The sequence below is a fragment of the Nocardia sp. NPDC059764 genome, assembly GCF_042732555.1.
GTDB lineage: Bacteria > Actinomycetota > Actinomycetes > Mycobacteriales > Mycobacteriaceae > Nocardia.
Window position 1 is genome coordinate 1 of sequence record NZ_JBHWHH010000109.1, and the last position, 25,548, is coordinate 25,548.

Sequence of the window (25,548 nt, forward strand, 5' to 3'; positions counted from 1 at the left end):
TGACGGGCGGTGACCTTGTCACCCAGATCCCGGATCGACTGCGGCGACGGACCGATCCAGATCAAACCAGCATCGATCACAGCCTGCGCGAAATCGGCGTTCTCCGACAGGAATCCGTAACCCGGGTGGATCGCGTCCGCGCCGGCCTTCGCGGCGGCGTCGAGGATCTTGTCGAACACCAGGTACGACTCGGCCGAGGTCTGACCACCGAGCGCGAACGCCTCATCGGCGAGCTTCACGAACGGCGCGTCGGCGTCCGGTTCGGCGTACACGGCCACACTGGCGATACCGGCGTCCTTGGCGGCCCGGATCACGCGCACGGCGATCTCGCCTCGGTTGGCTACGAGGACCTTTGTGATCTGCGCGTTGGCATGGTTGGGCACTGAGCCTCCTGTGCTCTGGATACTTTCGTCTGTCGGCAGTGTAGGCATCGTGCCAACAATGACCGAACCCGGCTAGGGCTACCAATGAGTAGGCCCAGAGAGTGGGCATGCGACTCTCGAGGCCTAATTTTTAGAACCTGTTCTACCAGACTCCGCTGAAGCCTCCACCGGTAATCCCCCGAAGGGGGTTCGGGCGTTACGAGCTTGCCACGACCGAGGGCGTCGCGCCGGGTTCTTCACCGATCACGATGGGCGCCCCCACGGCATTGGCCCACTCGGTCCAGGAGCCGTCGTAATTGCGCACCCCGTCCACGCCCAGCAGATAGGTCAGGACGTACCAGGTCAGCGCCGACCGCTCCCCCACCCGCGAGTAGACCATCGGCGCGACACCCTCGATCACCCCGCCGTAGATGACGTCCAGCTCGACCCGGGGCCGGAAGCGGGCGTCCGCACCCACCGACGACGTCCACGGGATGTTGACCGCGGTCGGGATGTGGCCCGCCCGCAGCGCCTGCTCCTCGGGACGGTCCAGCACCACCAGATCGCCGGTGTACTCCTCGAACGCGCGCGAATCGATGAGCGGCCCGCCCAGGTGCGCCACCACGTCCTGCCGGAAGGCGCGCGCGGACTTATCGTCGCGATCGGCCACCGGGTACTCGCCCAGCCCGGCCGCGGGCACCTCGAAGGTGGTGTCGCGGGCCTCGGAGATCCAGGCGTCGCGGCCACCGTCCAGCAGGCGCACGTCCTCGTGCCCGAAGAGGGAGAACACCCACAGGGTGGCGGCCGCGGTGCCATTGGATTTATCGCCGTAGACGACCACGGTGTCGCCGCGTTCGATGCCCTTGGCCCGCATAAGGTTGGCGAAGGTCGCGCCGTCGACGACATCGCGGGTACGCGGATCGATCAGCTCGGTACGCCAGTCGATCTTGATGGCACCCGGGACATGGCCGATGTCGTATAGCAATATGTCTTCGTTGGACTCGATGATCTTGAGTCCCGGCGTGCCGATGTTTGCCGACAGCCACTCTGTGGTTACTAGTCGGTGAGGATGTGCGTAGGAGCCGAATGAGTGATGCGGATCCGGAGCGACAGGCACGTTGTGGTCCTTCACACGTGGTGGGTTAGGTATTGGCTGTTCGATTCTCTGCACCGATCGTAGGCATGTGGCGGTTACGAAACTCGTTTCAGATCACGAATCGGATGATTGGGCGAATTAAGCGCAGCTTCATCCGATAAAGTCTCTCGGAGAGGAGGGGTGGGCTATGTCCGATTCTTGGCCGCGACGGCGACTGCTTGCGATCCTACGTGGCGCCAGCGAGCCTCTCGATGCCCAGGAACTCGCGCGCGTCACCGGACAGCATGTGACAACGGTGCGTTTCCATTTGGATGTGCTGACCCGGGAATCGCTGGTCCGCCAATTCCAGCAGCCGCCGCGCGGCCGCGGCCGCCCGCGCATCGGCTATACCGCTGTACAGCGATCGGTGGGTTATCAGGAATTGGCGCAAGTGCTGGCCGATCAACTCGGCAGCGACCCGCGCCGCCGCTCGGAAGCCGCGATCAGCGCCGGCCGGGCCTGGGGCTCCAAACTCGAAGCCGCCGACCAGCCCATCGAAACGCTCGAGGACGCCAAGGACCTCACCGTCACCCTGATGTCGGAACTCGGCTTCGCGCCCGAACGCGACCAGGCCGGCGAGACCGAAGAATCCGCCATGATCCGCATGACGGCATGCCCGCTGCGCGAACTCGCCCGCACCCACTCCGAGGTGGTGTGCGGCGTACACCTGGGCCTGATGCGTGAAGCCCTGGACCGCAACGGCGGCCGGGAGAACGTGAACGTGCGCCTGCACCCGTTCGTGGAGCCCGAATTGTGCGTGGCGCGACTGGAATTGCTGCAGGGCCGCCCCGGCGAGGACGCGCGCGAGGGTCAGGCCGAGACCGGCGAGCCCGGATCAGCCACCGGCGAGCCCAGATTGGCGCCCTCGGCCGGGCGGATCGCGCCGCAACTACGCGCGGCCACCGATCCACAGCCGCGCAATGCCGACACCCACCTCGGCAAGCAGTCGACGAACCAGTGGTAGTCCGATACCGATGACGCTCGACGGGTCGCCGTCGATCTTGTCCACGAACCAGCCGCCCAAGCCGTCCAGCGTGAAGGATCCGGCCACCTGCAGCGGCTCCCCCGTCGCGATGTACGCGTCGAGTTCCTCCGGCTCGGGTTTGGCGAAATGCACCGTGGTGGAACTGCAGTCGGCGGCCTCGCCGACGATCTCTCCGACATTCAGCCGCAGCACACAGTGACCGGTCAGCAGATCAGCGCTGCGTCCGGCCATCTCGGCCCAGCGCGCGCGGGCGACCTCGGGAGTCACGGGCTTGCCCTGCAGAACGCCGTCGACGAGCAGCATCGAATCGCAGCCCACGACAACGGAATCGGTGAAGGCGGGATCACCCGCCAGTTGCCCGGCCACCTCCAGCGCCTTGGCGCGGGCCAGCTCGATCACCACTCGATCGGGCGGGGTGTCCGGGGGAAGAGCCCCGGCCACGGCGTCCTCGTCCACGTGGGACACCCGGACGACCGGCTCGACGCCCGCGTTGCGCAGGACGCCGAGCCGAGCCGGAGATTGTGACGCCAGTACGAAGACGGTCACAAGCCGTCAGTCGCGCAGGTGCGAGAGGGCCGGAAAGGCGTAGGGGGAGAACGGCGAACTGCCGCGGTGCAGCAGGGTGGGGCGACCCCACATGTCCGCCGGGCCGCGGTCGGCCGGGGCGGCGGCGGTCGCCGACGCGGCGGCGAACACGCTCACCAGGGCGGCGAGCTCGAGGTCGGTCGGGTTGCCCTTCAGGACCTGGATGACCGGACCGGTGCTCGCCGGTTCGATCTCCGCGACGGCGGTGTCGATGGCGTCCGCCAGATCCTCGACAGCCAGATCCAGTTCGGCGGCGCGCAATACCTCTTCATCGGCCATGGTCGTCACAGCGCCAGTCCTCCTGTCCTTCGCCGCGGGGGTGTTGCGGCGTTCCTTCATCTTTGCCCGGATGAGGCGATCGTGCGCGGTACGAGTCCCACTGTCCTATTCGACAGTGTGCGCCTCACACCGCGCATATCGCATTTTCAGAGCGGAATGTTGCCGTGCTTCTTCGGCGGCAGCGACACCATCTTGCGTTCCAGCAGACGCAGCGCCGACACGATCTGGCCGCGGGTGTGCGACGGCGGGATGACCGCGTCGACGTAACCGCGCTCGGCCGCCACGTACGGATTCACGAGGGTGTCCTCGTACTCGTTCTGCAGCTCGAGGCGCAGAGCGTCGACGTCGTTGCCCTCGGCGGCCGCGGTCTGCAGCTGCTTGCGGTACACGAAACCGACCGCTCCGGACGCACCCATGACCGCGATCTGAGCGGTCGGCCACGCCAGGTTCACATCGGCGCCCATGTGCTTGGAACCCATGACGTCGTAGGCGCCGCCGTAGGCCTTGCGGGTGATGATTGTGATCTTGCCCACAGTGGCCTCACCGTAGGCGTAGAGCAGCTTGGCGCCGCGGCGGATGATGCCGTTGTACTCCTGGCCGGTGCCCGGCAGGAAGCCCGGCACGTCGACCAGGGTGATGATCGGGATGTTGAAGGCGTCGCAGGTGCGCACGAAGCGCGCGGCCTTCTCCGAGGCATCGATGTCCAGGCAGCCCGCGAACTGCGAGGGCTGGTTGGCCACGAAGCCGACGCTGCGGCCGTCGATGCGGGCGAAGCCGACGATGACGTTCATCGCGCGCTCGGCCTGGACCTCGAGGAACTCCTCGTCGTCAACCAGGCGCTTGATGACCTCGTGCATGTCGTACGGCTGGTTCGGGGAGTCCGGGACGATGGTGTCCAGCTCGAGGTCGGCCTCGGTGAGGTTCTCCTCGATGGCGCCCGCGTTGGCGGTGGCCGGGAAGCGGGGGGCCTCGGCGCGGTTGTTGCTCGGCAGATAGCCGAGCAGGTCGCGCACGTAGTCCAGGGCGTCCTGCTCGCCGGAGGCGACGTAGTGCGCGACACCGGACTTGACCATGTGGGTGTGGGCGCCGCCCAGCTCCTCCATGGTGACTTCCTCGCCGGTGACGGTCTTGATCACGTCGGGGCCGGTGACGAACATCTGCGAGGTCTGGTCGACCATGACGACGAAGTCGGTCAGGGCGGGCGAGTAGACGTGGCCGCCCGCGGCCGGGCCCATGATCAGCGAGATCTGCGGGATGACACCCGAGGCCTGGATGTTGCGGTGGAAGATCTCACCGTAGAGGCCCAGGGAGACGACGCCCTCCTGGATGCGCGCGCCGGCGCCCTCGTTGATGCCGACGAGCGGACGGCCGGTCCGCAGGGCCAGGTCCATCACCTTGACGATCTTCTCGCCATAGACCTCGCCGAGGGAGCCACCGAAGACGGTGACGTCCTGGGAGAAGATGCAGACGTCGCGGCCGTCGATGGTGCCGTAGCCGGTCACCACGCCGTCGCCCAGTGGACGCTGGTTCTCCAGGCCGAAGTTCACGCTGCGGTGCCGGGCCAGCGCGTCGAGCTCGACGAAGGAGCCCTCGTCGAGCAGGGCGAGGATGCGCTCACGCGCGGTCATCTTGCCCTTGGCGTGGACCTTGTCGACCGCCGCCTCACCCATCGGGTGCTTGGCCTCTTCCAGCCGATTGCGCAGGTCAGCCAGCTTGCCGGCGGTGGTGTGGATATCGGGGGCACCCGCCGAACCCGGCGAAGGCTGATGCTGGACACTCGTCATGCCCCGGAGTGTAACCAGTACCAGACCCGCTCCGTAATCCAGTCGGGGCTACTCGCGAGTACGGTTATTGACTACCCGCCAGTTAAAACCCGCAGGTAGAGCACGATATCCGGCTCCTCCACCGGGCAAACTCGAACAATGTTCAATAGTGGATCTCGCCAGTCATCCCGGCAAGCTTTTGGCGGGGTCCACACTTCGGTTCACCGCGCGTCGCCGGAACCGGCGACGCGTCAACGCATTACGCCCGTATGGCCCGTCGAGTACCGGCCCGGCTGCGGCCAGATGGTGAGCCCGTGCGCCCCGCGGCCGACCGGAATCCGGGCCAGCAGCTTCCAGTCGACGATGTCGATGGCGTACACCTCGCCGTGGCTGCGGCCCGAGACCCAGAACACCCGCCCGTCCGCGGACAGGTTGCCCATATCCGGGCTGCCGCCGCCGGGGATGCGCCAGGTGTCGGCCAGACGTCCGGCGGCGAAGTCCCAGACCGAGATGCTGCCCTCGCCGCGGTTGGTGATGAGCATCCGCTTCGAGTCGCGGGTGACGTACAGGCCGTGAGTACCGCGGCCGGTCTCGACGAAGCCGGTGTTGTCGAAGGTCCGGGCGTCGAAGACGTAGATGCCGCCCGCCATCATGTCGGCCACGAAGAAGGTGCGGCCGTCAGGCGAGAGCTTGACGTCCTGCGGCATGCCGGACGACCCGCCGGGCAGGTCGATCATGCGCAGCAGGCTCAGGCCCGCGATGTCGACCACGGCCATGCGCCCGCCGAATTCGCAGCTGACCAGGGCGGTCCGGCCGTCGGCGGTGAAGTCCATGTGATTGACGCCCTGGCATTCGGGCACCGCGATGTCGTGGAGTTTCTGCCAGCTGTGCGGGTCGTAGAAGTCCAGCGAGCGGTCGGCTTCGGCGACGACCAGCGCGTATTTGCCGTCCGGGGTGAAGTACATGTTGTACGGGTCGCGGACGGGGATGGGGTCGCCGGGCTTGCCGGTGCGCGGGTCGATGGGCAGCAAGCTGCCGCCGCCGATCGGCAGATCGTTGTTGGCGTAGAGCGTCTGCAGGTCGTAGGAGGGCACGACGTGCTGGGGTTCGCTGCCGCCGGAGGGGTAGCTGTCGATGACCTCGAAGGTGGCCGGATCGATGACGGTGATGGTGTGCGACTCACTGTTGGGGACGTAGACCCGAGTGGGTTGTCCGGCGACGGCGGGGCTCAGTTCCCGGGTGGCGGCGTAGACGTCGGTGGGTGAGAGCGGCGGCGGCATGCCGGGCAGTAATCGCGGGACGTCCGCGGCGGCGGGGGCCGCGCCCGGCGGGGTGGACGACGGTGTGGCGGTGGGTGATGCGGACCCGGTGTCACCATTCGAGCAACCGGCCAGCATCGCCACCGCGAGAATCAGGCCCAGACGTGCACGGCGCGCGATCACAGGCCGCACCGTGCCATACGCGCATTGCGGTGAGCTGACATGTCGTCGAATAGTAGGCGGCGACACGGACGTTCGCGGCGAGATAACGGAGTGTCGCGTCACGCCACGCGGTTCCGGCAAAAGCGATCATCGAGCAAATGGACGCAAGCCGGACCGCGCGTCCGGCTTGCGGCTCAACCCAATACGCGGCCGAGGGCGGCTACCGCCTCGTCGAGTTCCGCCTCGGTTACCGTCAGCGGCGGGCGGAAACGGATGCCGCGTTCCCCGGTGCCGAGGATCAGCACGCGCTCCTCCTCCCGCAACCGGTTCACCACCTCGTTGCGCCGCTGCGCGGATTCCAGGGTGATGGCGCACATCAGGCCGCGGCCGCGCGGATCGGTGACTTCCGCATGGACGGTGGACAATTCGGTGAGCCCGGCCAGCAGCCGGGGGCCGAGTTCCCGGGCGCGGTCCACCAGGCTCTCGTGCTCGATCACCTCGAGGATCCGCCGGGCCCGGACCATGTCTGCCAGGTTGCCGCCCCAGGTGGAGTTGAGGCGCGAGCTGACGCGGAAGACGTTGTCGGGCACCTCGTCCACGCGGCCGCCCGCCATGATGCCGCAGACCTGGGTCTTCTTGCCGAAGGCCACCAGGTCGGGTTCCAGCCCGAGCTGCTGGTAGGCCCAGGTGGTGCCGGTCATGCCGACGCCGGTCTGCACCTCGTCGAGGATGAACAGGGCGTCGTGTTCACGGCACAGTGCCTGGACGGCGCGCAGGAACTCCGGCCGCAGGTGCCGGTCGCCGCCCTCGCCCTGGATCGGTTCGGCGATGAAACACGCTATGTCGTGCGGGTTTTCGTCGAAGGCGCGGCGGGCCTGGTCGAGGGCGTGCCGTTCGGCGGCCTCGATGTCGGGGTGGTCGGGGCCCACGTACGGGGTGTCGATGCGCGGCCAGTCGAATTTCGGGAAGCGCGCGGTCTTCACCGGATCGGTGTTGGTGAGTGAGAGCGTGTAGCCGCTGCGCCCGTGGAAGGCCCCGGTCAGATGCAGCACTTGAGTGCCGAGTTCGGCTGGGCGACCGTGGCTTTCGTTGTGCCGGGACTTCCAGTCGAAGGCGGCCTTGAGGGCGTTCTCGACGGCGAGCGCGCCGCCGTCGATGAAGAACAGGTGCGGCAGTCGCGGATCGCCGAGCACGCGCGCGAAAGTGTCTATGAAGCGCGCCATTTCGACGGTGTAGATGTCGGAGTTGCTCGGCTTGTTGAGCGCGGCGGCGGTGAGGCCGACCAGGAAGGGTTTGTCGCCGAGCAGGGCCGGATGGTTCATGCCCAGCGTGTTGGAACCAAAGAAGCCGAACATGTCCAGGTAGGAGGTGCCGTCGCGGGCGTCGACCAGTCGGAGTCCACGGGACTCGCGGAGGTCCAGTACGAGGTCGAAGCCGTCGGCGAGAATGCTCGCCGACAGGATCTCATGCACCCGGGCGGGGGTGACAAGGGTGGTTTCGGCGGCCGCCCCGAGCCGATCGAGTCCGAGGGTCACGCCCTCAGCGTAAATGAATATTTACGGCAATGCCCGTAGGTTCCGGAACAATTACGTCCGTAACCGTGTCGTCATCCGAATGTCTTCGGCCTGGCCGGGGCTACTTGTCATAGAATGTTTGCAGAATGATGGTGCTTCGCGTCCTGACATTGGCCGTAGCGCGGATCTCCTGCAGCAGCTGCTCCAGGTGTCTGGGCGAGGCCACCCGCACCATGAGCATGTAGCTCTCGTCTCCGGCCACCGAATGACACGCCTCGATGCCCGGAATGTGCTGCAGCAGTGCGGGAGCGTCATCGGGTTGCGACGGGTCGAGAGGAGTGATCGCGACGAAAGCCGACAGCATCTGGCCCAGCGCCTCGGGATCGACGTTCGCCGTGTAGCCGCGAATCACGCCCCGCGCCTCGAGCCGCCGCACCCGCGACTGCACCGCGGACACCGAAAGGTTGGCCTTCTCCGCCAGATTGGACAGGGTGGCGCGACCATCGGCAATCAGCTCACGGATCAGCAGTCGATCGATGTCGTCGAGTACAAGTTTCGCCGGTGTATCCGCCATCAGCGAAGGCTAACGCAGCGAAACGAACTCGGTTGCCGGAACCCAACCTGGAGCATGTAATGACTCACGCACTGACCGAGACCGCGACCCGTGAGCTCCGTGAGCGGACGGAGACGCTACTGCGTCGGCTGGGCGTCGACACGCCCGCGCCGGGTGAGCTCTCGGCCCGCACCCCGATCACCGGCGGTGAGCTGATCACCCTGCGCGCGAACGACTCCGCCGCCGTGGACGCCGCCATCGGCCGGGCGCACGCGGCCTTCCGGGACTGGCGGACGGTCCCGGCGCCGCAGCGCGCGGCGGTGGTGCGGCGGCTGGCGGCGCTGCTCACCGACCACCGGGACGACCTGGGCGAACTGGTCACCCTGGAAGCGGGCAAGATCGGCGCGGAGGCCCGCGGCGAGGTCCAGGAGATGATCGATGTCTGCGAGTTCGCCATCGGGCTGTCGCGGCAGCTGTACGGGCGGACCATGCCCTCGGAGCGGCCGGGCCACCGGCTGATGGAGACCTGGCATCCGCTCGGGGTGGTCGGGGTGATCTCGGCGTTCAACTTCCCGGTCGCGGTGTGGGCGTGGAACACCGCCATCGCGCTGGTGTGCGGGGACACGGTGGTATGGAAGCCGTCGGAGACGACACCGCTGACCGCGCTGGCCTGTCACGCGCTGCTGCGCCGGGCGGCGGTCGACGTAGGCGCGGATCCCGAAGTGCACCAGTTGATCCAGGGCCCGGCGGCGGTCGGCGAGCAACTGGTGGACGATCCGCGGGTGGCGCTGGTGAGCGCGACCGGATCGGTGCGGATGGGGCGGCTGGTCGCGCCGCGGGTGGCGGCCCGGTTCGGGCGCTGTCTGCTGGAGCTGGGCGGCAACAATGCCGCCATCGTCGCGCCCTCGGCGGATCTGGAGCTGGCCACCCGGGGCATCGTGTTCGCGGCCGCGGGCACCGCCGGTCAGCGCTGCACCACCCTGCGCCGATTGATCGTGCACGCCGAAGTGGCCGAGCCGCTGCTCAATCGGATTTCGGCGGCGTATCGGCAACTGCGCGTGGGTAATCCGCTCGAGGAGGGCGTTCTCGTCGGGCCGCTCATCAACGAGCGAGCCTACGACGGCATGTGTGCGGCGGTGGAGCGGGCACTGGCCGGCGGCGGCGAACTGCTGTGCGGTGGTGAGCGTTTCGAGGGGCCGGACGAGAACGCCTTCTACGTCCGCCCGGCCCTGGTGCGCATGCCCGCGCAGACCACGGTGGTGCGGGAGGAGACCTTCGCGCCGATCCTCTACGCGATGACCTACCACGATCTGGACGCGGCCATCGAGCTGCACAACGCGGTGCCGCAGGGCCTCTCGTCGTCGATCTTCACCCGGGATCAGCGGGAGGCGGAGCGGTTCCTGGCCGCCGACGGGTCGGACTGCGGCATCGCCAATGTCAATATCGGCACCTCGGGGGCCGAGATCGGCGGCGCGTTCGGCGGCGAGAAGCAGACGGGCGGTGGCCGCGAGTCCGGGTCGGACTCGTGGAAGGCGTACATGCGCCGGGCCACCAACACCGTCAACTACTCCACCGAACTGCCGCTGGCGCAGGGCATCCGGTTCGAGTAGCTAGTCCTCGGAGCCGATCGCGCGCACCTGCTCCTCGTACCGCGCCCGCACCTGCTCGTCGGCGGGGTGCAGGGCGCGGTCGCCGTTGAACAGCCGGCGGACCAGCCGGACCGCGGGTTCGGGCGCGGCGGCCAGAGCGACGTCGACGGGGCCCAGGTAGTTCGGGACGGCGACCTCGGCGCGCCGGCTGCGCACGGTGCCGACGACCGCCGCGGCCACGTCCTCGGGATCCACGGTGGGCATGCCGCCGCCCAGGGCCAGGCCCGAGGACAGCCGGGTGCGCACCGCCGAGGGCATGACGCAGCTGACGCTGACACCGTGCGGCGCGAACTCCAGCCGCGTCGCGGCGGACAGGCCGACGGCGGCGAACTTGCTGGCGTTGTAGACGGCCAGGCCCGCGATCGGGATCTTCCCGGCCAGCGAGGCCACGTTCACGACGTGCCCGTGGCCGCGCTCGATCATGCCGGGGACGACGGCGCGCATGCCGTGGATCAGTCCCCAGACATTGACGTCCATGGTGGTGTGGCCCACCGTGTCCGCTTCGTCGAGGAAGGCGCCCGCGGGCATGACGCCCGCATTGTTGACCAGGATGTCGATGCGGCCGAAGTCGGCGACGACATTGTCCCACTGCGCCCGGTCCCGCACGTCCAGCTCGAACGCCCGCGCGTCGAGTGCGGCCGCGGCGGCTTGGGCGGCGGCGGTGTCCACGTCGGCGATGGCGACCTGCGCGCCCTTGCTCGCGAACAGTTCGGCCGTGCACCGGCCGATACCGCGCCCCGCGCCGGTGATCAGCACGCGCGCGTCGGCGAGATCGATGGCCGGGTAACCGTTTCCGAGGATGCTCACGCGAAGACTCCCCGTTCGACCCGGCCGCGCAGGCTGCCGAGACTGTGTTCGAAGGTGGGGAGACGGCGGCGGCCGTCCATGAAGTTCGGGCCCATGACCGCGAGGTCCTCGGCGGTGGCGTCGAGGCGTAGCACCTTGACCCCGCTCGCGCGTAGCAGGGCGATCTCGGCATCGAGCTTCTCGCTCATGCGGTTTCGCAGCTGCCGTTCGACGAAGTGACCCGCGCTGGTGACGGGCAGGCGGCCGGTGGAGGCCATCGGCGTGATCACCACGACCTCGTCCAGCCCGGCCGGGATGAGCAGGTCGGCCGAGGCGGTGGAGGCCGCGCCGCCGTCGATGAAGTGCCGGCCCGCGATCGGGACCGCCGGGAACCAGCCGGGCACCGCCCACGAAGCCCGCAGGGCCGCACCGAGATTCGCATCCGGCGCGGACGGCGATCCGAACGCGACGCGTTCACCACTGGCGTTGTCCATGGCCACCAGCCAGGTCGCCGGGTGCTGCACCCAGTCGCGGCCGGGGTTGAGGCGTTCGGCCAGGGACTGCAGCCAGGCCGGGTTGCCGCCCCCCAGCGGCAGCAACCCGCTGCCCGCGGTGAGCAGGGCGTGCCCGTTTCCGGGGCGGGCCAGCAGTTCTCGGACCGCGCGGCCGGGTGCGCCCAGGCGCGGGCGCGGCAGCGGCGGGAATCGCCCTGGCTCCGAACGCATGTGGGCGGTGAGGATCGGGTTGGTCGAGGGGCCGCGCTGCATGGCGACCAGCTCGTCGACGCCGATCCCGCTGCCCAGCATGGTGAGCGCTTCCGCGCCCGCGGAGGTGCCGATCATGACGTCGGCGGTGCGGGGATCCCAGTCCAGGACGTCCTGGACGGCGGCGAGCGCGGCGACGATCCAGGCCATCCCCACGGTGCCGCCGCAGCCGATGGCCAGGCCACGTCGCTGTGACCCGTTCCTAGTACTCATGGTTTCACACACTATCGCCTCCACCTCTCTGCGGCTAGTTTCCGAATACCGTCGGTATCCCAAATCTGCGAGAACCTAGAATCTCAGCCATGGCACGACTGACCAGGACCGAGAGCCAGGCCCGCACCCGCGCGGACCTGCTCGCCACCGCGCGCGACATGTTCCTGACAGACGGCTACGCCAAGACCAGCCTGGAACGGGTGGCCGAGGAGGCCGGGTACTCCAAGGGCGCGGTCTACTCCAACTTCCGGACCAAGTCGGCGCTCTGCCTCGAGGTGCTCGCCCTCATTCATGAGACGAAGTTCGGGGAGGTCAGCGAACTGCTAGGCGGCGAGGACACCCTGGAGACCCGGCTCGACCGCTTCCAGGTCTGGGCCGAACGCACCCTCGGCGACGTCGGCTGGACCATGCTGGAATTCGAGTTCGCCATCGTGGCCCGCGACGATCCGGCGCTGCAGGCCGCCCTGGTGTCGAATCTGAGCCTGGTGCGCGGCACGGTCGCGGCGCAATTGCAGGCGCTGGCCGACTCCACGGGCCTGGCGCTGCCGATGCCGGCCGGGGACGCCGCCACCGCGGTGCTGAGTCTCGGTCTGGGACTGGGCATTCAGCGCGCCATCGATCCGAGCCTGCCCGCCCGGCTGATCACCGACGCGGTGCGGGCCATGGTGCTGGCTAACGGAAGTGCAGCGTCCATTCGCCGCGATAGTGCAGCCGGGTCACGCTGACCGGCGGAACGTCGATGCGCCAGAACGAATTCGCGGGCGCGTCCAGGGTGACCAGCAAAGCCGCGCGGATCACCGCCGGGTGCGTGATCGCGATGGTCGGCTCACCGTCGAGGGCGATATCGGCGAGCCACTCCCCCGTGCGCTCGATGACGTCCACGACCGCCTCGCCGCCGTGGCCGCGGAAGTTCGGATCGGTGAGCCAGAGGTAGAGGTCCTCCTTGGGGACGGACATGAGCTCACCGCCGCGCCACGCCCCCGCGTCGAGGTCGCGTAATCGGTCGTCCTCGTCACCCATCAGGCCCATGAGGGTGGCGGTCTCGACGGTGCGGCGCTCGGGCGCGGTGATGACGCGCGCGGCATGCAGCCGCCCGCACGAGGAGACCGCGCGGCGCCCCGCTTCGGTGAGGGGTTCGTCGACGGGGAATCGTGCCTTGCGCATGGCCTCGGTCATACCGTGACTGACCAGGTCCAGCCGGAGCACCTTCTGCACGGTCCGAAGCCTACGCGCGGGGCCGAAGGCCGCGGCGGGATTGCCTGCCCTTCGCTCCCGCGTCCCCGCCCCGGTTCGCGAGCTCGGCCGGTGGTTCGCGGGCTCTGTCGGTGGGCGGGTGCAGACTGGGACGATGGATCGGTTCTCGCCCGCGACTCGAGCGTGGTTCGACGGCGCCTTCCCCGCGCCGACCGCCGCTCAGCTGGGGGCCTGGGAATCCATCGCGGCGGGGCAGCACACGCTGGTGATCGCGCCCACCGGGTCGGGCAAGACGTTGTCGGCGTTCCTGTGGGCCATCGACCGGCTGGCCACCCGGGAGCCCGAGCCGGGGCCGCGCAAGACCTCCGTCCTCTATATCTCGCCGTTGAAAGCGCTGGCGGTGGACGTGGAACGGAATCTGCGCGCGCCGCTGGTGGGGATCACGCAGACGGCGAAACGGCTGGGGGTGGCCGCGCCCGAGATCCGGGTGGGTGTGCGGTCGGGTGACACCAGCGCGGCGGATCGGCGGGGCATGCAGCGCACGCCGCCGGACATTCTGATCACCACGCCGGAATCGCTGTTCCTCATGCTCACCTCGGCGGCGCGGGAGACGCTGAGCGGGGTGCACACGGTCATCGTGGACGAGGTGCACGCCATCGCGGGCTCCAAACGCGGTGCCCACCTGGCGCTTTCACTCGCCCGGCTCGATCAGCTGCGCTCCGCCTCCCCGCGCTTCGAGCAGCCGGCGCAGCGCATCGGGCTGTCGGCGACCGTGCGGCCGCCGGAGGAGGTGGGCCGGTTCCTGGTCGGGAGCGCGCCCATCACCATCGTCGCGCCGCCCGCGCCCAAGACCTTCGACCTGTCGGTGCGGGTGCCGGTGGCGGATATGACCGAACCCGATGCGGGAGCCGAGGATTCGGATCAGCCCGGCTCGATCTGGCCGCACGTGGACGAGGCCATCGTGGATCTGGTGCTCGAGCATCGGTCGTCGATCGTGTTCGCGAATTCGCGGCGGCTCTCCGAGCGGCTCACCGCGCGGTTGAACGAGGCGTACGCGGCGCGGATCGGGGAATCCGTGGACACCGAGCACGCGCCGCCCGCGCAGCTGGGAGCGTCCACCGAGGTGATCCACGGCGCCACAACGCTGCTCGCGCGCGCCCACCACGGGTCGGTGAGCAAGGAGCAGCGGGCGCTCATCGAGGACGACCTCAAGAGCGGGCGGCTGCGGTGCGTGGTCGCCACCAGCAGCCTCGAACTCGGCATCGACATGGGCGCGGTGGATCTGGTGGTGCAGGTCGAGGCGCCGCCCTCGGTGGCGTCCGGACTGCAGCGGGTCGGCCGGGCCGGGCACCAGGTGGGCGAGATCTCGCGGGGCGTCATCTTCCCCAAGCACCGCACCGACGTCATCCACTGCGCGGTGGCGTCGCAGCGCATGGTGGCCGGGCAGATCGAGCAACTCCAGATCCCGCTGCATCCCCTCGACATCCTGGCGCAGCAGACGGTCGCGGCCTGCGCACTGGAACCCATCGACGCCGACGCCTGGTTCGACATCGTCCGCGGCACCGGAAGCTATGCGGCGCTGCCCCGTTCGGCCTATGAATCGGTGCTGGATCTGCTGGCGGGCCGCTACCCCTCCGACGAGTTCGCCGAACTGCGGCCCCGCATCGTGTGGGACCGCGACGCCGGGACGCTCACCGGCCGTCCGGGTGCGCAGCGGCTGGCCGTCACCTCCGGCGGCGCGATTCCCGATCGCGGCCTGTTCCCAGTGTTCATGGTGGGCGAGAAGGCCTCCCGCGTGGGCGAACTCGACGAGGAGATGGTGTACGAGTCCCGGGTGGGCGATGTGTTCGCCCTGGGCGCGACCAGCTGGCGGATCGAGGAGATCACCTTCGACCGGGTGCTGGTGACGCCCGCGTTCGGGCTGCCCGGCCGATTGCCGTTCTGGCACGGCGATTCCCTGGGCCGCCCGGCCGAACTGGGCGCGGCGCTGGGCGAATTCGTGCGGCACGCGGGGCAGGAGGTCGAGAAGACCACGCGGGCCCGCAAGTCCGAGGACTCCGAGGTCGAAACCGTCGCCCTGCAAGGCGGATTGGACGAGAACGCGACGGCCAATCTGGTCGCGCTGCTGGCCGAGCAGCGGGAGGCCACCGGGCAGCTGCCCACCGACAAGACACTGGTCGTGGAACGCTTCCGCGACGAACTCGGCGACTGGCGCGTCGTCCTGCACTCCCCGTACGGGCTGCCCGTGCACGCGCCGTGGGCGCTGGCGGTCGGGGCGCGGCTGCGGGAGCGGTTCGGGGTGGACGCCGCGCCCACGCCCTCCGACGACGGGATCGTGGTCCGGCTCCCGGACACCACCGATGATCCGCCCGGCGCGGAACTGTTCGTCTTCGAGACCGACGAGATCGACGACCTGGTCACCGAACAGGTCGGCGGCTCCGCGCTTTTCGCGTCCCGCTTCCGGGAGTGCGCGGCCCGGGCGCTGCTGCTGCCGCGCCGCGACCCCGGCAAACGCGCGCCGCTGTGGCAGCAGCGGCAGCGGGCCGCCCAGTTGCTGGACGTGGCGCGGAAGTTCCCCGAATTCCCGATCCTGCTGGAGACGGTCCGCGAGTGCCTGCAGGACGTGTACGACCTGCCGTCGCTGCGGGATCTGCTGGGCCGGGTGGCCCGGCGGCAGATCCGGTTGGTGGAGGTGGAGACCGCCGCCCCGTCGCCGTTCGCGAACTCCCTGCTGTTCGACTACATCGGGCAGTTCATGTACGAGGGCGACAGCCCGCTCGCCGAACGACGCGCGGCCGCACTGTCCCTGGACTCCAGTCTGCTCGCGGAGCTGCTCGGCCGGGTCGAGCTGCGCGAGCTGCTCGATGCCGCCGTCCTGGAACAGACCGGGCTGGAGTTGCAGCGGCTCACCCCCGAACGTCATGCCCGGGATTTGGAAGGACTCGCCGACCTGCTGCGGCTACTCGGGCCGTTGACCGTCGAGGAGGCCACCGAGCGGTGCGTGGACGATCCTCGCGAGTGGTTCGCCGAACTCGTGAAATCCCGCCGGGCGCTGGAGGTTTCCTTCGCCGGATCGCAGTGGTGGGTGGCCATCGAGGACGCCTCCCGGCTGCGTGACGCCCTCGGCGTCCCGCTGCCCATCGGCGTCCCCGCGGCCTTCATCGAACCCGTCGCCGACCCGCTCGGCGACCTGATCGGCCGCTACGCCCGGACCCACGGACCCTTCACCCTGACCCAGGCCGCCCACCGTTTCGGCCTCGGCCCGGCCGTGGCGGCGACCGCCCTGCACCGGCTCGCCCTCGAAAAGCGGGTGGTGGAAGGCGAATTCACGCCCGGCGCGGCGGGGACCGAATGGTGTGACAGCGAAGTCCTGCGCCGCCTCCGCCGCCGGTCCCTCGCCGCCGCCCGCAAGGAGGTGGAGCCGGTCGCCACCGCAGCCCTCGGCCGCTTCCTCCCGTCCTGGCAGCACGTCGGCACCGGCGAACTGCGCGGCGTCGACGGCGTGGCCGCGGTGGTGGAACAGCTGGCGGGCGTTCCGATTCCCGCCTCGGCGTGGGAGTCGCTGATCCTCCCGCTCCGGGTCCGCGACTACTCCCCCGCCATGCTCGACGAACTCATGGCTACGGGCGAGGTGATCTGGTCCGGCCACGGCTCCATCACCGCCAAGGACGGCTGGATCGCTCTGCACCCCGCCGAGCAGGCGGGTCTCACCCTGCCCCCGCCCGACGACATCGACCTGTCCGAACGGCACATCAGCATGCTGACGGCCCTGGGCGCCACGGTGATCGGCGGCACCCTGCCCCCGACCGGTGGGTCACCCGGGCGGACCGATGCGGTGAGCTCGGATGACGCCGATGGCCACAGCGACAGTGCTGGTTCCGGTGGCGAGGGCGCCGAGCCCGTCGGCGTCTCGCTGCCGAAAGGTGAGTACCAGGTCGTCCCGCGCAGCACCGGAGGCGCGTACTTCTTCCGGCAATTGCTGGACAGCGTCCGCGGCCCGATCCCTTCCGGCCACGCCGCCGGGTCCGGTGGCTCCGATCCGGCGGGCGGCGCCGAGGAGGCCGCGGTGACGGCGGTGCTGTGGGATCTCGTGTGGGCCGGTCACATCGGCGGCGATACCTTCGCCCCCGTGCGCGCGCTGCTGGCGGGGACCGCGCGCACCACCACCGCGCATCGGACTCCCCGGCGGGCGCCCCGCGGCAGGATGTATCTGCCGCGTAGCGGGATGCCCGCGCGCACGTCCTCCCCTCAGGTGGCCGGGCGCTGGTCGCTGCTGCCGGAGCGGGTGGCCGACACCACGGTTCGCGCGCATGCCACCGCGGATGTGCTGCTGGAGCGGTACGGCGTGCTGACCCGGGGTTCGGTGCAGAGCGAAGGGGTGCCGGGCGGGTTCGCGCTCATGTACCGGGTGCTGACCGAGTTCGAGGACCGGGGGCGCTGCCGTCGCGGCTACTTCGTGGATTCGCTGGGCGGCGCGCAGTTCTCGACCACCGATGTGGTGGATCGGCTGCGTTCGTTCGATACCGATCGGAGTCGCTCGGCGGGCGACGGCTTCTCGCACGAACCGGTGGGTAAGGCCGTGGTTCTGGCCTCCTGCGATCCGGCCAATCCGTATGGCGCGGCGCTGCCCTGGCCCAAGGCCGCGGCCGAGGGCGCGGGACATCGGCCGGGTCGGAAGGCGGGCGCACTGGTGGTGCTGGTGGAGGGCGAGCTGGCGCTGTATCTGGAACGCGGCGGCAAGACATTGCTGACCTTCACCGAGGACCCGGCCGTGCGGACCGCCGCGGCCACCGCCCTGGCCGGACTGGTCCACGACCGCCGCGTCGATTCCCTGGTGATCGACCGGGTGAATGGGGAATCGGTGCACGGCAACACTTTCGCCGGGTTCCTCACCGAGGCCGGGTTCGCCGCCACGCCGAAGGGCTTCCGCCTGCGGAGCCGCCCGTGAGGCGCACGACGGCACCACGCCTGGCGTCCTCGGCGGCAGTCACGGGTGGCGGCTGTGCCTGAAGGCGATGCGGTCTTCCACACCGCGCAGCGGCTCCGCAAGGCGCTCGACGGCAAGGTGTTGACGCGCAGCGACTTCCGGGTGCCCCGGTACGCGACGCTGGATCTGCGCGGGCAGCTGGTCGAGAGTGTCGGCACCTACGGCAAGCATTTGTTCGTGCGGACGCCCGAGCTGAGCATTCACACGCATCTGAAGATGGAGGGTGAGTGGCGGGTGTTCGCGCCCGGGCAGCGGTGGAATCGGCCGGGGTTCACGGCGCGGCTGGTGCTGGGCACGGAGGACGCGGAGGCGGTCGGGTTCTCGCTGGGGCTGGTGGAGGTGCTGCGGCGGGGTGCGGAGCACACCGTCACCGACCATCTCGGGCCGGATCTGCTCGGGCCGGAGTGGGATGCCGACGAGGCGGTGCGCCGGTTGCTGCGGGAGCCCGCGACGCCGATCGGGCTGGCGTTGCTGGATCAGACCAATCTGGCCGGGATCGGCAATATCTATCGGAGCGAGATCTGCTTTCTGCGGCGCGTGCACCCGGTGACGCCGGTGGGTGAGGTCGACGATCTGCCCGGGCTGGTGGACGAGGCGCATCGGGTGCTGATGAAGGCGGCGCACGAACCGCCCTGGCGGGCACTGGCTTACGGTCGTCAGCGGCGACCGTGCCGGCGCTGCGGCGCCAACCTGGTCGTGCATCTGCTCGGGGACGACGCGCACGCCGATCGGGCCGAACGGGGGGTCTATTTCTGTCCCCGCTGCCAGCTCCCACCGGAGGGCTGACCAGCTCGTACCGGGCCGGTGGGCCGACGCGCACGGTGACGAGCGGGTTTCAATGGCCTCGAAAGGTGGTCCCGGGCTGGGTTTCCGGGCCTAGGGTGGGCGGCATGAAAATCGGAATCCTGGGCACCGGGGCGGTCGGGCGCACCCTGTCGGCGCGGTTGGCAGAGCTGGGACACGATGTGGTGATCGGCACCCGCGATGTGGCGGCCACCGAGGCGCGGTCGGAGGATCCCTTCCCGGCTCCGCTGGCCACCGCGGCGGAGGCGGCGGCCGGCGCGGAGTTGATCATCAACGCGACCGCCGGGCAGGCGAGCGTGGTCGCGCTGGACGGCGCGGGGGCGGCGAATCTGGCGGGCAAGGTGGTGATCGACGTGTCGAACCCCCTGGACTTCTCGCAGGGGTTCCCGCCGTTCCTCGCGGTCTGCAATACCGATTCGGTCGGCGAGCGGGTGCAGCGGGCGTTCCCCGAGGCGCGGGTGGTGAAGACGCTCAACACGGTGACCGCCGAGGTGATGGTGCATCCGGAGCGGGTAGCGGGCGGCGACCACACCATGTTCGTGTCCGGCGACGACGGCGCCGCCAAGGCCGTGGTCACCGATCTGCTGCGCGAGTTCGGCTGGGACGACATCGTCGATCTGGGTGACATCACCACCGCCCGCGGCACCGAGATGATGCTGCCGCTGTGGGTGCGGCTCATGGGTGCGCTGGGCACCACGGAGTTCAATTACAAACTGGTGCGCTGAACGAACTGGCGCGTGAACAGCGAACCGGCGCCACGGAATCCGTGACGCCGGTTCACCGGACTGGTCTCAGACCGACTCGGGCTGGTTGAGCGGCACCGGGTCGAGCACTTCGCGCCGCGCCTCGGGCGCCTCCGAGCGCAGCGCGTCGGCGGAGGCGTCGTCAGGCTGGGTCTGGGATTCGACCTCGGCCCGCACCCGGGCCTGGTACACGCTCACCTCGCGTTCGATATCGGCCTCGGACCAGCCGAGCACCGGGGCCACCAGCCGCGCCACCTCGTCGGCGGAATCCACGCCGCGGTGGGCGTATTCGATGCTGATGCGGGTGCGCCGGGCCAGGATGTCGTCCAGATGCAGGGCGGCTTCGGCGGCGGCCGCGTAGACGGCCTCGACCCGCAGGTAGCCGGGTGAGTCGGTGATCGGTTGCAGCAGATCGGGTTTCCCGGCGGCCAGCCCGAGCACCTCGTCGATGAGGGAGCCGTACCGGTTGAGCAGGTGCTGGATCCGGTACGGGTGGACGCCGTACTTCTCGGCCAGGTGCGTGGTCTGGTTCATCAGCGCGTGGTAGCCGTCGGCGCCGAGCAGCGGCACCTTCTCGGTGATGGTGGGCGGCACCCGGCGCGGAATGTCCTGTGCCGCTTCGTCGACGGCGTCGTAGGCCATATTGCGGTAGGTGGTGTACTTGCCGCCCGCGATGGCGACCAGGCCGGGCGCGATGCGGGCGACGGCGTGTTCGCGGGAGAGTTTGGAGGTCTGGTCGCTCTCCCCGGCCAGCAGCGGCCGCAGGCCCGCGTACACGCCGGTGATGTCGGCGTGGGTGAGCGGCGTGACCAGCACCTTGTTGATGTGGGTGAGCAGGTAGTCGATATCGGATTTGGTGGCGGCGGGGTGCGCGAGGTCGAGATTCCAGTCGGTGTCGGTGGTGCCGATGATCCAGTGGTCGGTGCTCCAGGCGATGACGAAGAGCACGGACTTCTCGGTGCGCAGGATGATGGAGGTGTCGCTGGCGATGCGGTCGCGCGGCACCACGACGTGCACGCCCTTGGACGCTCGCACATGGAATCGCCCGCGTTGCTTCGCGAGAGCCTGGAGCTCGTCGGTCCAGACGCCGGTGGCATTGATGACGACGCTGCCTTGCACGTCGGCGATGCGCCCGTCCTCGCTGTCGCGGACCTTGACGCCGACGACCCGGTCGGCCTCCTTGAGGAATCCGACCACCTGGGTGGAGGTGCGGATGACCGCGCCGTAGTGGGCGGCGGTGCGGGCCACGGTCATGGTGTGGCGAGCGTCGTCGACGACGGTGTCGTAGTAGTTGACGCCGCCGGTGAGGGAGTCCCGCTTCAGACCGGGGGCCTGGCGCAGGGCGGCGGACCGGGTCAGATGATGCTGTCCGGGAACCGATTTCGCGCCGCCCATGGTGTCGTAGAGGACGAGACCGGCGGTGACGTAGGGCCGTTCCCAGCCGAGGTTGGTCAGCGGGTAGAGGAATTTGAGCGGCTTGACCAGGTGCGGCGCGAGGGTGGACAGCGCCAGTTCCCGCTCCTTCAGCGCCTCGCGGACCAGCCCGAATTCCATCATCTCCAGGTAGCGCAGGCCACCGTGGAACATCTTCGAGGACCGGCTGGAGGTGCCCGATGCCAGGTCGCGGGCCTCGACCAGGGCGACTTCGAGCCCCCGGGTGGCCGCGTCCAGGGCGATGCCCGCGCCGACAACGCCGCCGCCGATCACGATGACGTCGAAGGTGTCCTTGCCGAGCTGCCCCCACGCAGCTTCGCGCTGCTCGGGGCCGAGGAACTGCGATCGCGGTTGATTCGTCATATGAAGACTCCTCCGGGCTAATTTTCGGCTACCCAGCGCTACCGTAGCCCACACTAGCCCGGCCGCCAGGCTGTCGTCGGTTAGCCTCGATCAATGCGTCGCTATGTGGCCGCCATCGATCAGGGCACGACGTCGAGTCGTTGCATCGTCTTCGATCAGCAGGGCCGAATCACCGGAGTCGCCCAGCGGGAACACGAGCAGATCTTCCCGAAACCCGGGTGGGTCGAGCACGATGCCGAATCCATCTGGCGCAATACCGAATCCGTGATCGCCGAGGCCCTCCAGGCCTGCGGAATCGAGGCTGCGGACGTGGCGGCCGCCGGGGTCACCAACCAGCGCGAGACCACCGTGGTCTGGGAACGCGCCACCGGCACGCCGATCCACCACGCCATCGTCTGGCAGGACACCCGCACCGCCGACCTGACCACCCTGCTGGCCGGCGACCAGGGCCCGAATCGGTACGCCGACCGCACCGGACTGCCGCTGTCCACCTACTTCTCCGGACCGAAGCTGCGCTGGATCCTGGACACCGTGCCGGGCGCCCGGCTGCGCGCCGAGTCCGGGGAACTGTGCTTCGGCACCATGGACAGCTGGATCCTGTGGAACCTGACCGGCGAGCACATCACCGACGTCACCAATGCCTCGCGCACCATGCTGATGGATCTGCGCACGCTGAACTGGGATCCGGGGATCTGCGCCGAGTTCGACATCCCGATGGCCATGCTGCCCGAGATCCGCAGCAGCTCCGAGGTTTACGCGCCCATCATCTCCGGCGCGCTGGCCGGGGTCCCGGTGGCGGGCATTCTCGGCGATCAGCAGGCCGCCACCTTCGGCCAGGCCTGCCTGTCCCCCGGCGACACCAAGAACACCTACGGCACCGGCAATTTCATGCTCATGAACACCGGCACCACCCCGGTGTTCAGCGAGCAAGGCCTGCTCACCACGGTCTGCTATCAGCTGGGCGACCAGCCCGCCGTGTACGCGCTGGAGGGCTCCATCGCGGTCACCGGTTCGCTGGTGCAGTGGCTGCGCGACAATCTCGGCGTCATCTCCTCGGCCGAGGAGATCGAACCGCTGGCCCGCACCGTCGCCGACAATGGCGGCGCGTATGTGGTGCCCGCCTTCTCCGGCCTGTTCGCCCCGCGCTGGCGGCCGGACGCGCGCGGCGTGGTGGCGGGCCTGACCCGCTTCGTGAACAAGGGCCATCTGGCGCGAGCGGTGCTGGAGGCCACGGCTTTCCAGACCCGCGAGGTCATCGACGCCATGCGCGCCGACGCCGACGCGCAGCGCCTGGACGTCGAGAAGGTGACCCTGAAGGTGGACGGCGGCATGGTCGCCAACGAACTGCTCATGCAGTTCCAGTCCGACATCCTGGACGCCACGGTGGTGCGCCCGGTGGTCACCGAGACCACGGCGCTGGGCGCGGCCTACGCGGCGGGCCTGGCCGTCGGCTACTGGTCCTCCACCGACGACATCCGGGCCAACTGGGCCGAGGACAAGCGCTGGACCCCGAACATGTCCGCCGCCGACCGCGACCACCTGCTGCGGGAGTGGAACAAGGCGGTGGAGCGCACCTACGACTGGGCGTGAGCCGCCGCCAGCCGATCGACCGCCTGCTCGAGCGTGGCTTCCCCGGACGTGGTGAAGCACAGGCGCATCGAGCGGGTGTAGTCGGTGGAGACGGCGAAGGCATTGCCGGGCACGTAGGCGACGCCCGCGTCCAGGGCGCGCGGCAGCAGGGCGGTGGTGTCGGTGCCGTCGGTGAAGTCCACCCACACGAACATGCCGCCGGAGGCGTCGGTGCTGACCACGCGGTCCCCGAAGCGGGACCGCACCGCGCCGACCAGCGCCTTGGCCCGGGCGCCGTACACCTGACGCACCGAATCCACGTGGGCGGCAAGCCAATCGGTGTCGGCGAGCAGGTCGGCGGCGATCTGCTGGGTGAGGGCCGAACCGCACAGGTCCGCGCCCTGCTTGAGCAGTTCCACCGCGCGGCAGACCTGGGTGGGCGCGATCATCCAGCCCGCGCGCAGCGTGGGGGCCAGGATCTTGGACGCGCTGGACAGGCGAATCACCTGGGGCGAGTAGTTCGCGACCGGCGCGGGTGAGGGCCGGTCGAACCAGAGTTCGCCGTACGGGTCGTCCTCGATGATCCAGAAGCCGTACCGCTCGGCCAGCTCCGCCAGTTCGCGGCGGCGTTCCGGGACCAGGGTCACCCCGCCCGGATTGTGGAAGTTGCTGACCGTGTGGACCACGGCGGGCCGCTCACCGGCGTCCAGGAGGTCGCGCAGCGCGTCGATGCGCATGCCCTCGGCATCCAAGGGAACGGCCTCGATTCGCGCCCCGGCGGCCCGGAAGACCTGCAGCGCACCGACATACGCGGGATCCTCGACCACGACGAGCGCGCCCGGATCCAGCAGCACCTCCGACAGCAGCGACAGCGCCTGCTGCGAGCCGTGGGTCACGAAGATCTCCTCGACCGGCACCGGGCGGCCCAGCCGGGCGGACTCGCGGACGGCCAGCACCTCGCGCAGCGGACCCCAGCCGGGCGACTCGGTGTACTGCAGCCGGGCGCGGTCGGACAGGGCGGCGTCGGCGGCCGCGGCGATGCGGTCGCGGGGCATGAGTTCGGCGTCGGGCAAACCTCCGGCCAAGCTGATGATGTCCGCGCGCGAGGTGAGTTTGAGCAGGTCACGGATCGCCGAGCTCTGCAGGCCGTCGAGCCGCCGCGCGAGGGGCGGGAAGGTCGCGGACATGAACCACCTCCGAGGGAACGCCGGGGTATGCGAAACTCCACCATGTCACACTGAGACCAGGATGTGAAATCCATTTCCCGCATAGTGAGATACTGGAATCAGCCGCCGCGTTTGTCGATGAAGAAGATCAGGTGCTTGCCCTCACGGACGACGGTGACGACCCGCTGCGGATACACCTGTGTGATGCCGTCAACACCGTGCTCGGTGACGTCGACGTCGTAGGTCTCGGGACCGATCTCCACGATCCGCAGGCAGTACGAGGTGCCCGCGGCCACCTGATCGATGCCCTGCTGCTGAATGACCTCGGCGGGCGAGACGGTCGCCGAGTCGGGCGCGACGAACGTGCGCGCCTTCACACCGCTGCGGTCGGTGTAGAAGGCGTGCTGGAAGCCGAGGATGGCGTCCACGCCGCTGCCGGTGCCACCCGCGCCGTTGCCGATGGTGAGCTTGCCGTCCCGCTTGGCCGGGCAGCTCAGCGCCGCCACCGTGGGCGAGGGCTTGCCGGTGGTGACCCCGGCCGTCGGAGCGGTGTCGGTGCCGCCCCGGGTCAGCGCGAAGGTGACGCCGCCGGCCACCGCGAGCACCGTCACCGCCGCGCCCGCGATCAGCCCGATCTTGCGCCACGAACGCGGCTCGGGTTCCGGTTTACGTTGCGGGGCAGTGATTTTCGGCGCGAGCGCCTTGGCGATCGGATCGTCGGCCCAGGACAGCGACTCCTCCGGCCCCGCGGCCGATTCCGCCGGCGGCGCGGGCGGGAAACCGCTGGGCGCGGACCGCCACCAGGAGTCGGCGGACCCGTCGGCCTCGGCCGGTGCCGAATTCCGTTCCGCGGCCGCCGAATCGGCCTCGGGAATCCTGGTCGTCCGCTCCACGTCCACGGCGGCCGATTGCGGCCCGCCAGCCGGGATCTTGACGGTCTCTTCGACGTCGGGGGGAGCGGGAACCTGCGCCACGGGGTTCACGGCCGGATACTGGCCCGTGGACGGTCCGGGCACCGCCGGATACTGCCCGGTGGCGGGCTGCCACGCGTCGGGAGCCCGATACTGCGGCGGCGCGCCCGCCGGGCGCCAGGCCAGATCGGGACTCTGCGGACCCGGGGCAGGGGTCCAGCCCGGGCCGTCGGCGACCGGGGCCGGACCGAAATCATTGAGGGACGGTCCGAAATCATTGAGCGAGGGCCCGAACTCGGACTCCGGCGCTCCCCCCTCGGATGCCTGACGGTCCGCGGCTTCGTCCTTGCCCGAAACCATCACCTGGC

At 69.6% G+C, this 25,548-nt stretch carries 21 protein-coding genes; 7 read left to right on the forward strand and 14 right to left on the reverse strand.

Annotated elements, in window-relative coordinates; genetic code table 11:
* Together ACFV4K_RS22980 and ACFV4K_RS22985 are read right to left on the reverse strand one after the other, a co-directional pair.
* Nucleotides 1-383: biotin carboxylase N-terminal domain-containing protein (locus ACFV4K_RS22980; protein ID WP_379277566.1), on the reverse strand; the 383-nt coding region annotated here is incomplete at its 3' end.
* Nucleotides 384-579: 196 nt separating this feature from the next.
* Nucleotides 580-1,479, reverse strand: a complete 900-nt coding sequence (locus ACFV4K_RS22985) for a sulfurtransferase (RefSeq protein ID WP_379277568.1) — start codon at nucleotides 1,477-1,479, stop codon at nucleotides 580-582.
* Between the two features lie 274 nt (nucleotides 1,480-1,753).
* Between ACFV4K_RS22985 and ACFV4K_RS22990 the strand changes: the two genes are divergently transcribed.
* Complete coding sequence (locus ACFV4K_RS22990; protein ID WP_379277569.1) at nucleotides 1,754-2,461, forward strand: helix-turn-helix transcriptional regulator; 708 nt, start codon at nucleotides 1,754-1,756, stop codon at nucleotides 2,459-2,461.
* Here the strand turns inward: ACFV4K_RS22990 and ACFV4K_RS22995 are convergent.
* The 6 genes from ACFV4K_RS22995 to ACFV4K_RS23020 all read right to left on the reverse strand — a co-directional run bounded on the left by ACFV4K_RS22995 (nucleotide 2,387) and on the right by ACFV4K_RS23020 (nucleotide 8,618).
* A complete protein-coding gene (locus ACFV4K_RS22995) occupies nucleotides 2,387-3,028 on the reverse strand; it encodes a Maf family protein (protein WP_379277570.1) in 642 nt (213 codons plus the stop codon). The genes ACFV4K_RS22990 and ACFV4K_RS22995 overlap by 75 nt on opposite strands.
* A 6-nt stretch (nucleotides 3,029-3,034) precedes the next feature.
* Nucleotides 3,035-3,346 carry an acyl-CoA carboxylase subunit epsilon gene (locus tag ACFV4K_RS23000; protein WP_357098496.1) on the reverse strand — a complete coding sequence of 104 codons (312 nt, stop codon included), beginning with the start codon at nucleotides 3,344-3,346 and terminating at the stop codon, nucleotides 3,035-3,037.
* 146 nt (nucleotides 3,347-3,492) lie between these two features.
* The gene (locus ACFV4K_RS23005; protein WP_357098480.1) at nucleotides 3,493-5,130 is read right to left on the reverse strand and encodes an acyl-CoA carboxylase subunit beta; all 1,638 of its coding nucleotides are present in this window, start codon (nucleotides 5,128-5,130) and stop codon (nucleotides 3,493-3,495) included.
* Nucleotides 5,131-5,360: 230 nt separating this feature from the next.
* Complete coding sequence (locus tag ACFV4K_RS23010; RefSeq protein WP_379277571.1) at nucleotides 5,361-6,551, reverse strand: hypothetical protein; 1,191 nt, start codon at nucleotides 6,549-6,551, stop codon at nucleotides 5,361-5,363.
* Between the two features lie 173 nt (nucleotides 6,552-6,724).
* Nucleotides 6,725-8,002 carry an L-lysine 6-transaminase gene (lat, locus tag ACFV4K_RS23015; protein WP_379277590.1) on the reverse strand — a complete coding sequence of 426 codons (1,278 nt, stop codon included), beginning with the start codon at nucleotides 8,000-8,002 and terminating at the stop codon, nucleotides 6,725-6,727.
* Nucleotides 8,003-8,165: 163 nt separating this feature from the next.
* Nucleotides 8,166-8,618: an Lrp/AsnC family transcriptional regulator gene (locus ACFV4K_RS23020; protein WP_040855781.1), complete on the reverse strand. Its 453-nt coding sequence runs from the start codon at nucleotides 8,616-8,618 to the stop codon at nucleotides 8,166-8,168.
* 59 nt (nucleotides 8,619-8,677) lie between these two features.
* Between ACFV4K_RS23020 and ACFV4K_RS23025 the strand changes: the two genes are divergently transcribed.
* Complete coding sequence (locus ACFV4K_RS23025; protein ID WP_379277572.1) at nucleotides 8,678-10,207, forward strand: aldehyde dehydrogenase family protein; 1,530 nt, start codon at nucleotides 8,678-8,680, stop codon at nucleotides 10,205-10,207.
* Here the strand turns inward: ACFV4K_RS23025 and ACFV4K_RS23030 are convergent, their stop codons facing one another.
* Both ACFV4K_RS23030 and ACFV4K_RS23035 read right to left on the reverse strand, forming a co-directional pair.
* Entirely contained in the window at nucleotides 10,208-11,053 is an 846-nt protein-coding gene (locus ACFV4K_RS23030) for an SDR family oxidoreductase (RefSeq protein WP_379277573.1), read from the reverse strand.
* Nucleotides 11,050-12,009 (reverse strand): patatin-like phospholipase family protein, encoded by a 960-nt coding sequence (locus ACFV4K_RS23035; protein ID WP_379277574.1) that lies wholly within the window; start codon nucleotides 12,007-12,009, stop codon nucleotides 11,050-11,052. Before ACFV4K_RS23035 ends, ACFV4K_RS23030 begins: the two co-directional genes overlap by 4 nt.
* Before the next feature lie 89 nt (nucleotides 12,010-12,098).
* Between ACFV4K_RS23035 and ACFV4K_RS23040 the strand changes: the two genes are divergently transcribed.
* Complete coding sequence (locus ACFV4K_RS23040) at nucleotides 12,099-12,734, forward strand: TetR/AcrR family transcriptional regulator (protein ID WP_379277576.1); 636 nt, start codon at nucleotides 12,099-12,101, stop codon at nucleotides 12,732-12,734.
* Here ACFV4K_RS23040 and ACFV4K_RS23045 read toward each other — a convergent pair.
* Complete coding sequence (locus ACFV4K_RS23045; RefSeq protein ID WP_357282165.1) at nucleotides 12,682-13,224, reverse strand: histidine phosphatase family protein; 543 nt, start codon at nucleotides 13,222-13,224, stop codon at nucleotides 12,682-12,684. The two genes, ACFV4K_RS23040 and ACFV4K_RS23045, sit on opposite strands and share 53 nt — an antisense overlap.
* A gap of 133 nt (nucleotides 13,225-13,357) precedes the next feature.
* On the opposite strand from ACFV4K_RS23045, the gene ACFV4K_RS23050 reads away from it, so the two are divergent.
* The 3 genes from ACFV4K_RS23050 to ACFV4K_RS23060 all read left to right on the forward strand — a co-directional run bounded on the left by ACFV4K_RS23050 (nucleotide 13,358) and on the right by ACFV4K_RS23060 (nucleotide 19,719).
* Nucleotides 13,358-18,151 carry an ATP-dependent helicase gene (locus tag ACFV4K_RS23050; protein ID WP_379277578.1) on the forward strand — a complete coding sequence of 1,598 codons (4,794 nt, stop codon included), beginning with the start codon at nucleotides 13,358-13,360 and terminating at the stop codon, nucleotides 18,149-18,151.
* A gap of 54 nt (nucleotides 18,152-18,205) precedes the next feature.
* Nucleotides 18,206-18,976, forward strand: a complete 771-nt coding sequence (locus ACFV4K_RS23055) for a DNA-formamidopyrimidine glycosylase family protein (RefSeq protein ID WP_379277580.1) — start codon at nucleotides 18,206-18,208, stop codon at nucleotides 18,974-18,976.
* A 104-nt stretch (nucleotides 18,977-19,080) separates the two neighbouring features.
* On the forward strand, nucleotides 19,081-19,719 hold the full coding sequence (locus tag ACFV4K_RS23060; protein WP_379277581.1) for an NADPH-dependent F420 reductase: 639 nt from the start codon (nucleotides 19,081-19,083) through the stop codon (nucleotides 19,717-19,719).
* 66 nt (nucleotides 19,720-19,785) lie between these two features.
* On the opposite strand, the gene glpD is transcribed toward ACFV4K_RS23060, so the two are convergent.
* Complete coding sequence (glpD, locus tag ACFV4K_RS23065) at nucleotides 19,786-21,534, reverse strand: glycerol-3-phosphate dehydrogenase (RefSeq protein WP_379277583.1); 1,749 nt, start codon at nucleotides 21,532-21,534, stop codon at nucleotides 19,786-19,788.
* Nucleotides 21,535-21,627: 93 nt separating this feature from the next.
* Between glpD and glpK the strand changes: the two genes are divergently transcribed.
* Nucleotides 21,628-23,124: a glycerol kinase GlpK gene (gene glpK, locus ACFV4K_RS23070; RefSeq protein WP_379277584.1), complete on the forward strand. Its 1,497-nt coding sequence runs from the start codon at nucleotides 21,628-21,630 to the stop codon at nucleotides 23,122-23,124.
* Here glpK and ACFV4K_RS23075 read toward each other — a convergent pair.
* A complete protein-coding gene (locus ACFV4K_RS23075; protein WP_379277586.1) occupies nucleotides 23,109-24,290 on the reverse strand; it encodes a PLP-dependent aminotransferase family protein in 1,182 nt (393 codons plus the stop codon). The genes glpK and ACFV4K_RS23075 overlap by 16 nt on opposite strands.
* Nucleotides 24,291-24,388: 98 nt before the next feature.
* Nucleotides 24,389-25,548, reverse strand: a 1,160-nt coding sequence (locus ACFV4K_RS23080; protein ID WP_379277588.1) for a hypothetical protein, incomplete at its 5' end; no start/stop codon positions are given.

Excerpts from the sequence above, each read along its gene's own strand:
- ACFV4K_RS23000 (WP_357098496.1), bottom strand. The coding sequence starts at position 3,346 with ATGGCCGATGAAGAGGTATTGCGCGCCGCCGAACTGGATCTGGCTGTC.
- ACFV4K_RS23005 (WP_357098480.1), bottom strand. The coding sequence starts at position 5,130 with ATGACGAGTGTCCAGCATCAGCCTTCGCCGGGTTCGGCGGGTGCCCCC.
- ACFV4K_RS23020 (WP_040855781.1), bottom strand. The coding sequence starts at position 8,618 with ATGGCGGATACACCGGCGAAACTTGTACTCGACGACATCGATCGACTG.
- ACFV4K_RS23025 (WP_379277572.1), top strand. The coding sequence starts at position 8,678 with ATGACTCACGCACTGACCGAGACCGCGACCCGTGAGCTCCGTGAGCGG.
- ACFV4K_RS23035 (WP_379277574.1), bottom strand. The coding sequence starts at position 12,009 with ATGAGTACTAGGAACGGGTCACAGCGACGTGGCCTGGCCATCGGCTGC.
- ACFV4K_RS23040 (WP_379277576.1), top strand. The coding sequence starts at position 12,099 with ATGGCACGACTGACCAGGACCGAGAGCCAGGCCCGCACCCGCGCGGAC.
- ACFV4K_RS23050 (WP_379277578.1), top strand. The coding sequence starts at position 13,358 with ATGGATCGGTTCTCGCCCGCGACTCGAGCGTGGTTCGACGGCGCCTTC.
- ACFV4K_RS23060 (WP_379277581.1), top strand. The coding sequence starts at position 19,081 with ATGAAAATCGGAATCCTGGGCACCGGGGCGGTCGGGCGCACCCTGTCG.
- glpD (WP_379277583.1), bottom strand. The coding sequence starts at position 21,534 with ATGACGAATCAACCGCGATCGCAGTTCCTCGGCCCCGAGCAGCGCGAA.
- glpK (WP_379277584.1), top strand. The coding sequence starts at position 21,628 with ATGCGTCGCTATGTGGCCGCCATCGATCAGGGCACGACGTCGAGTCGT.
- ACFV4K_RS23075 (WP_379277586.1), bottom strand. The coding sequence starts at position 24,290 with ATGTCCGCGACCTTCCCGCCCCTCGCGCGGCGGCTCGACGGCCTGCAG.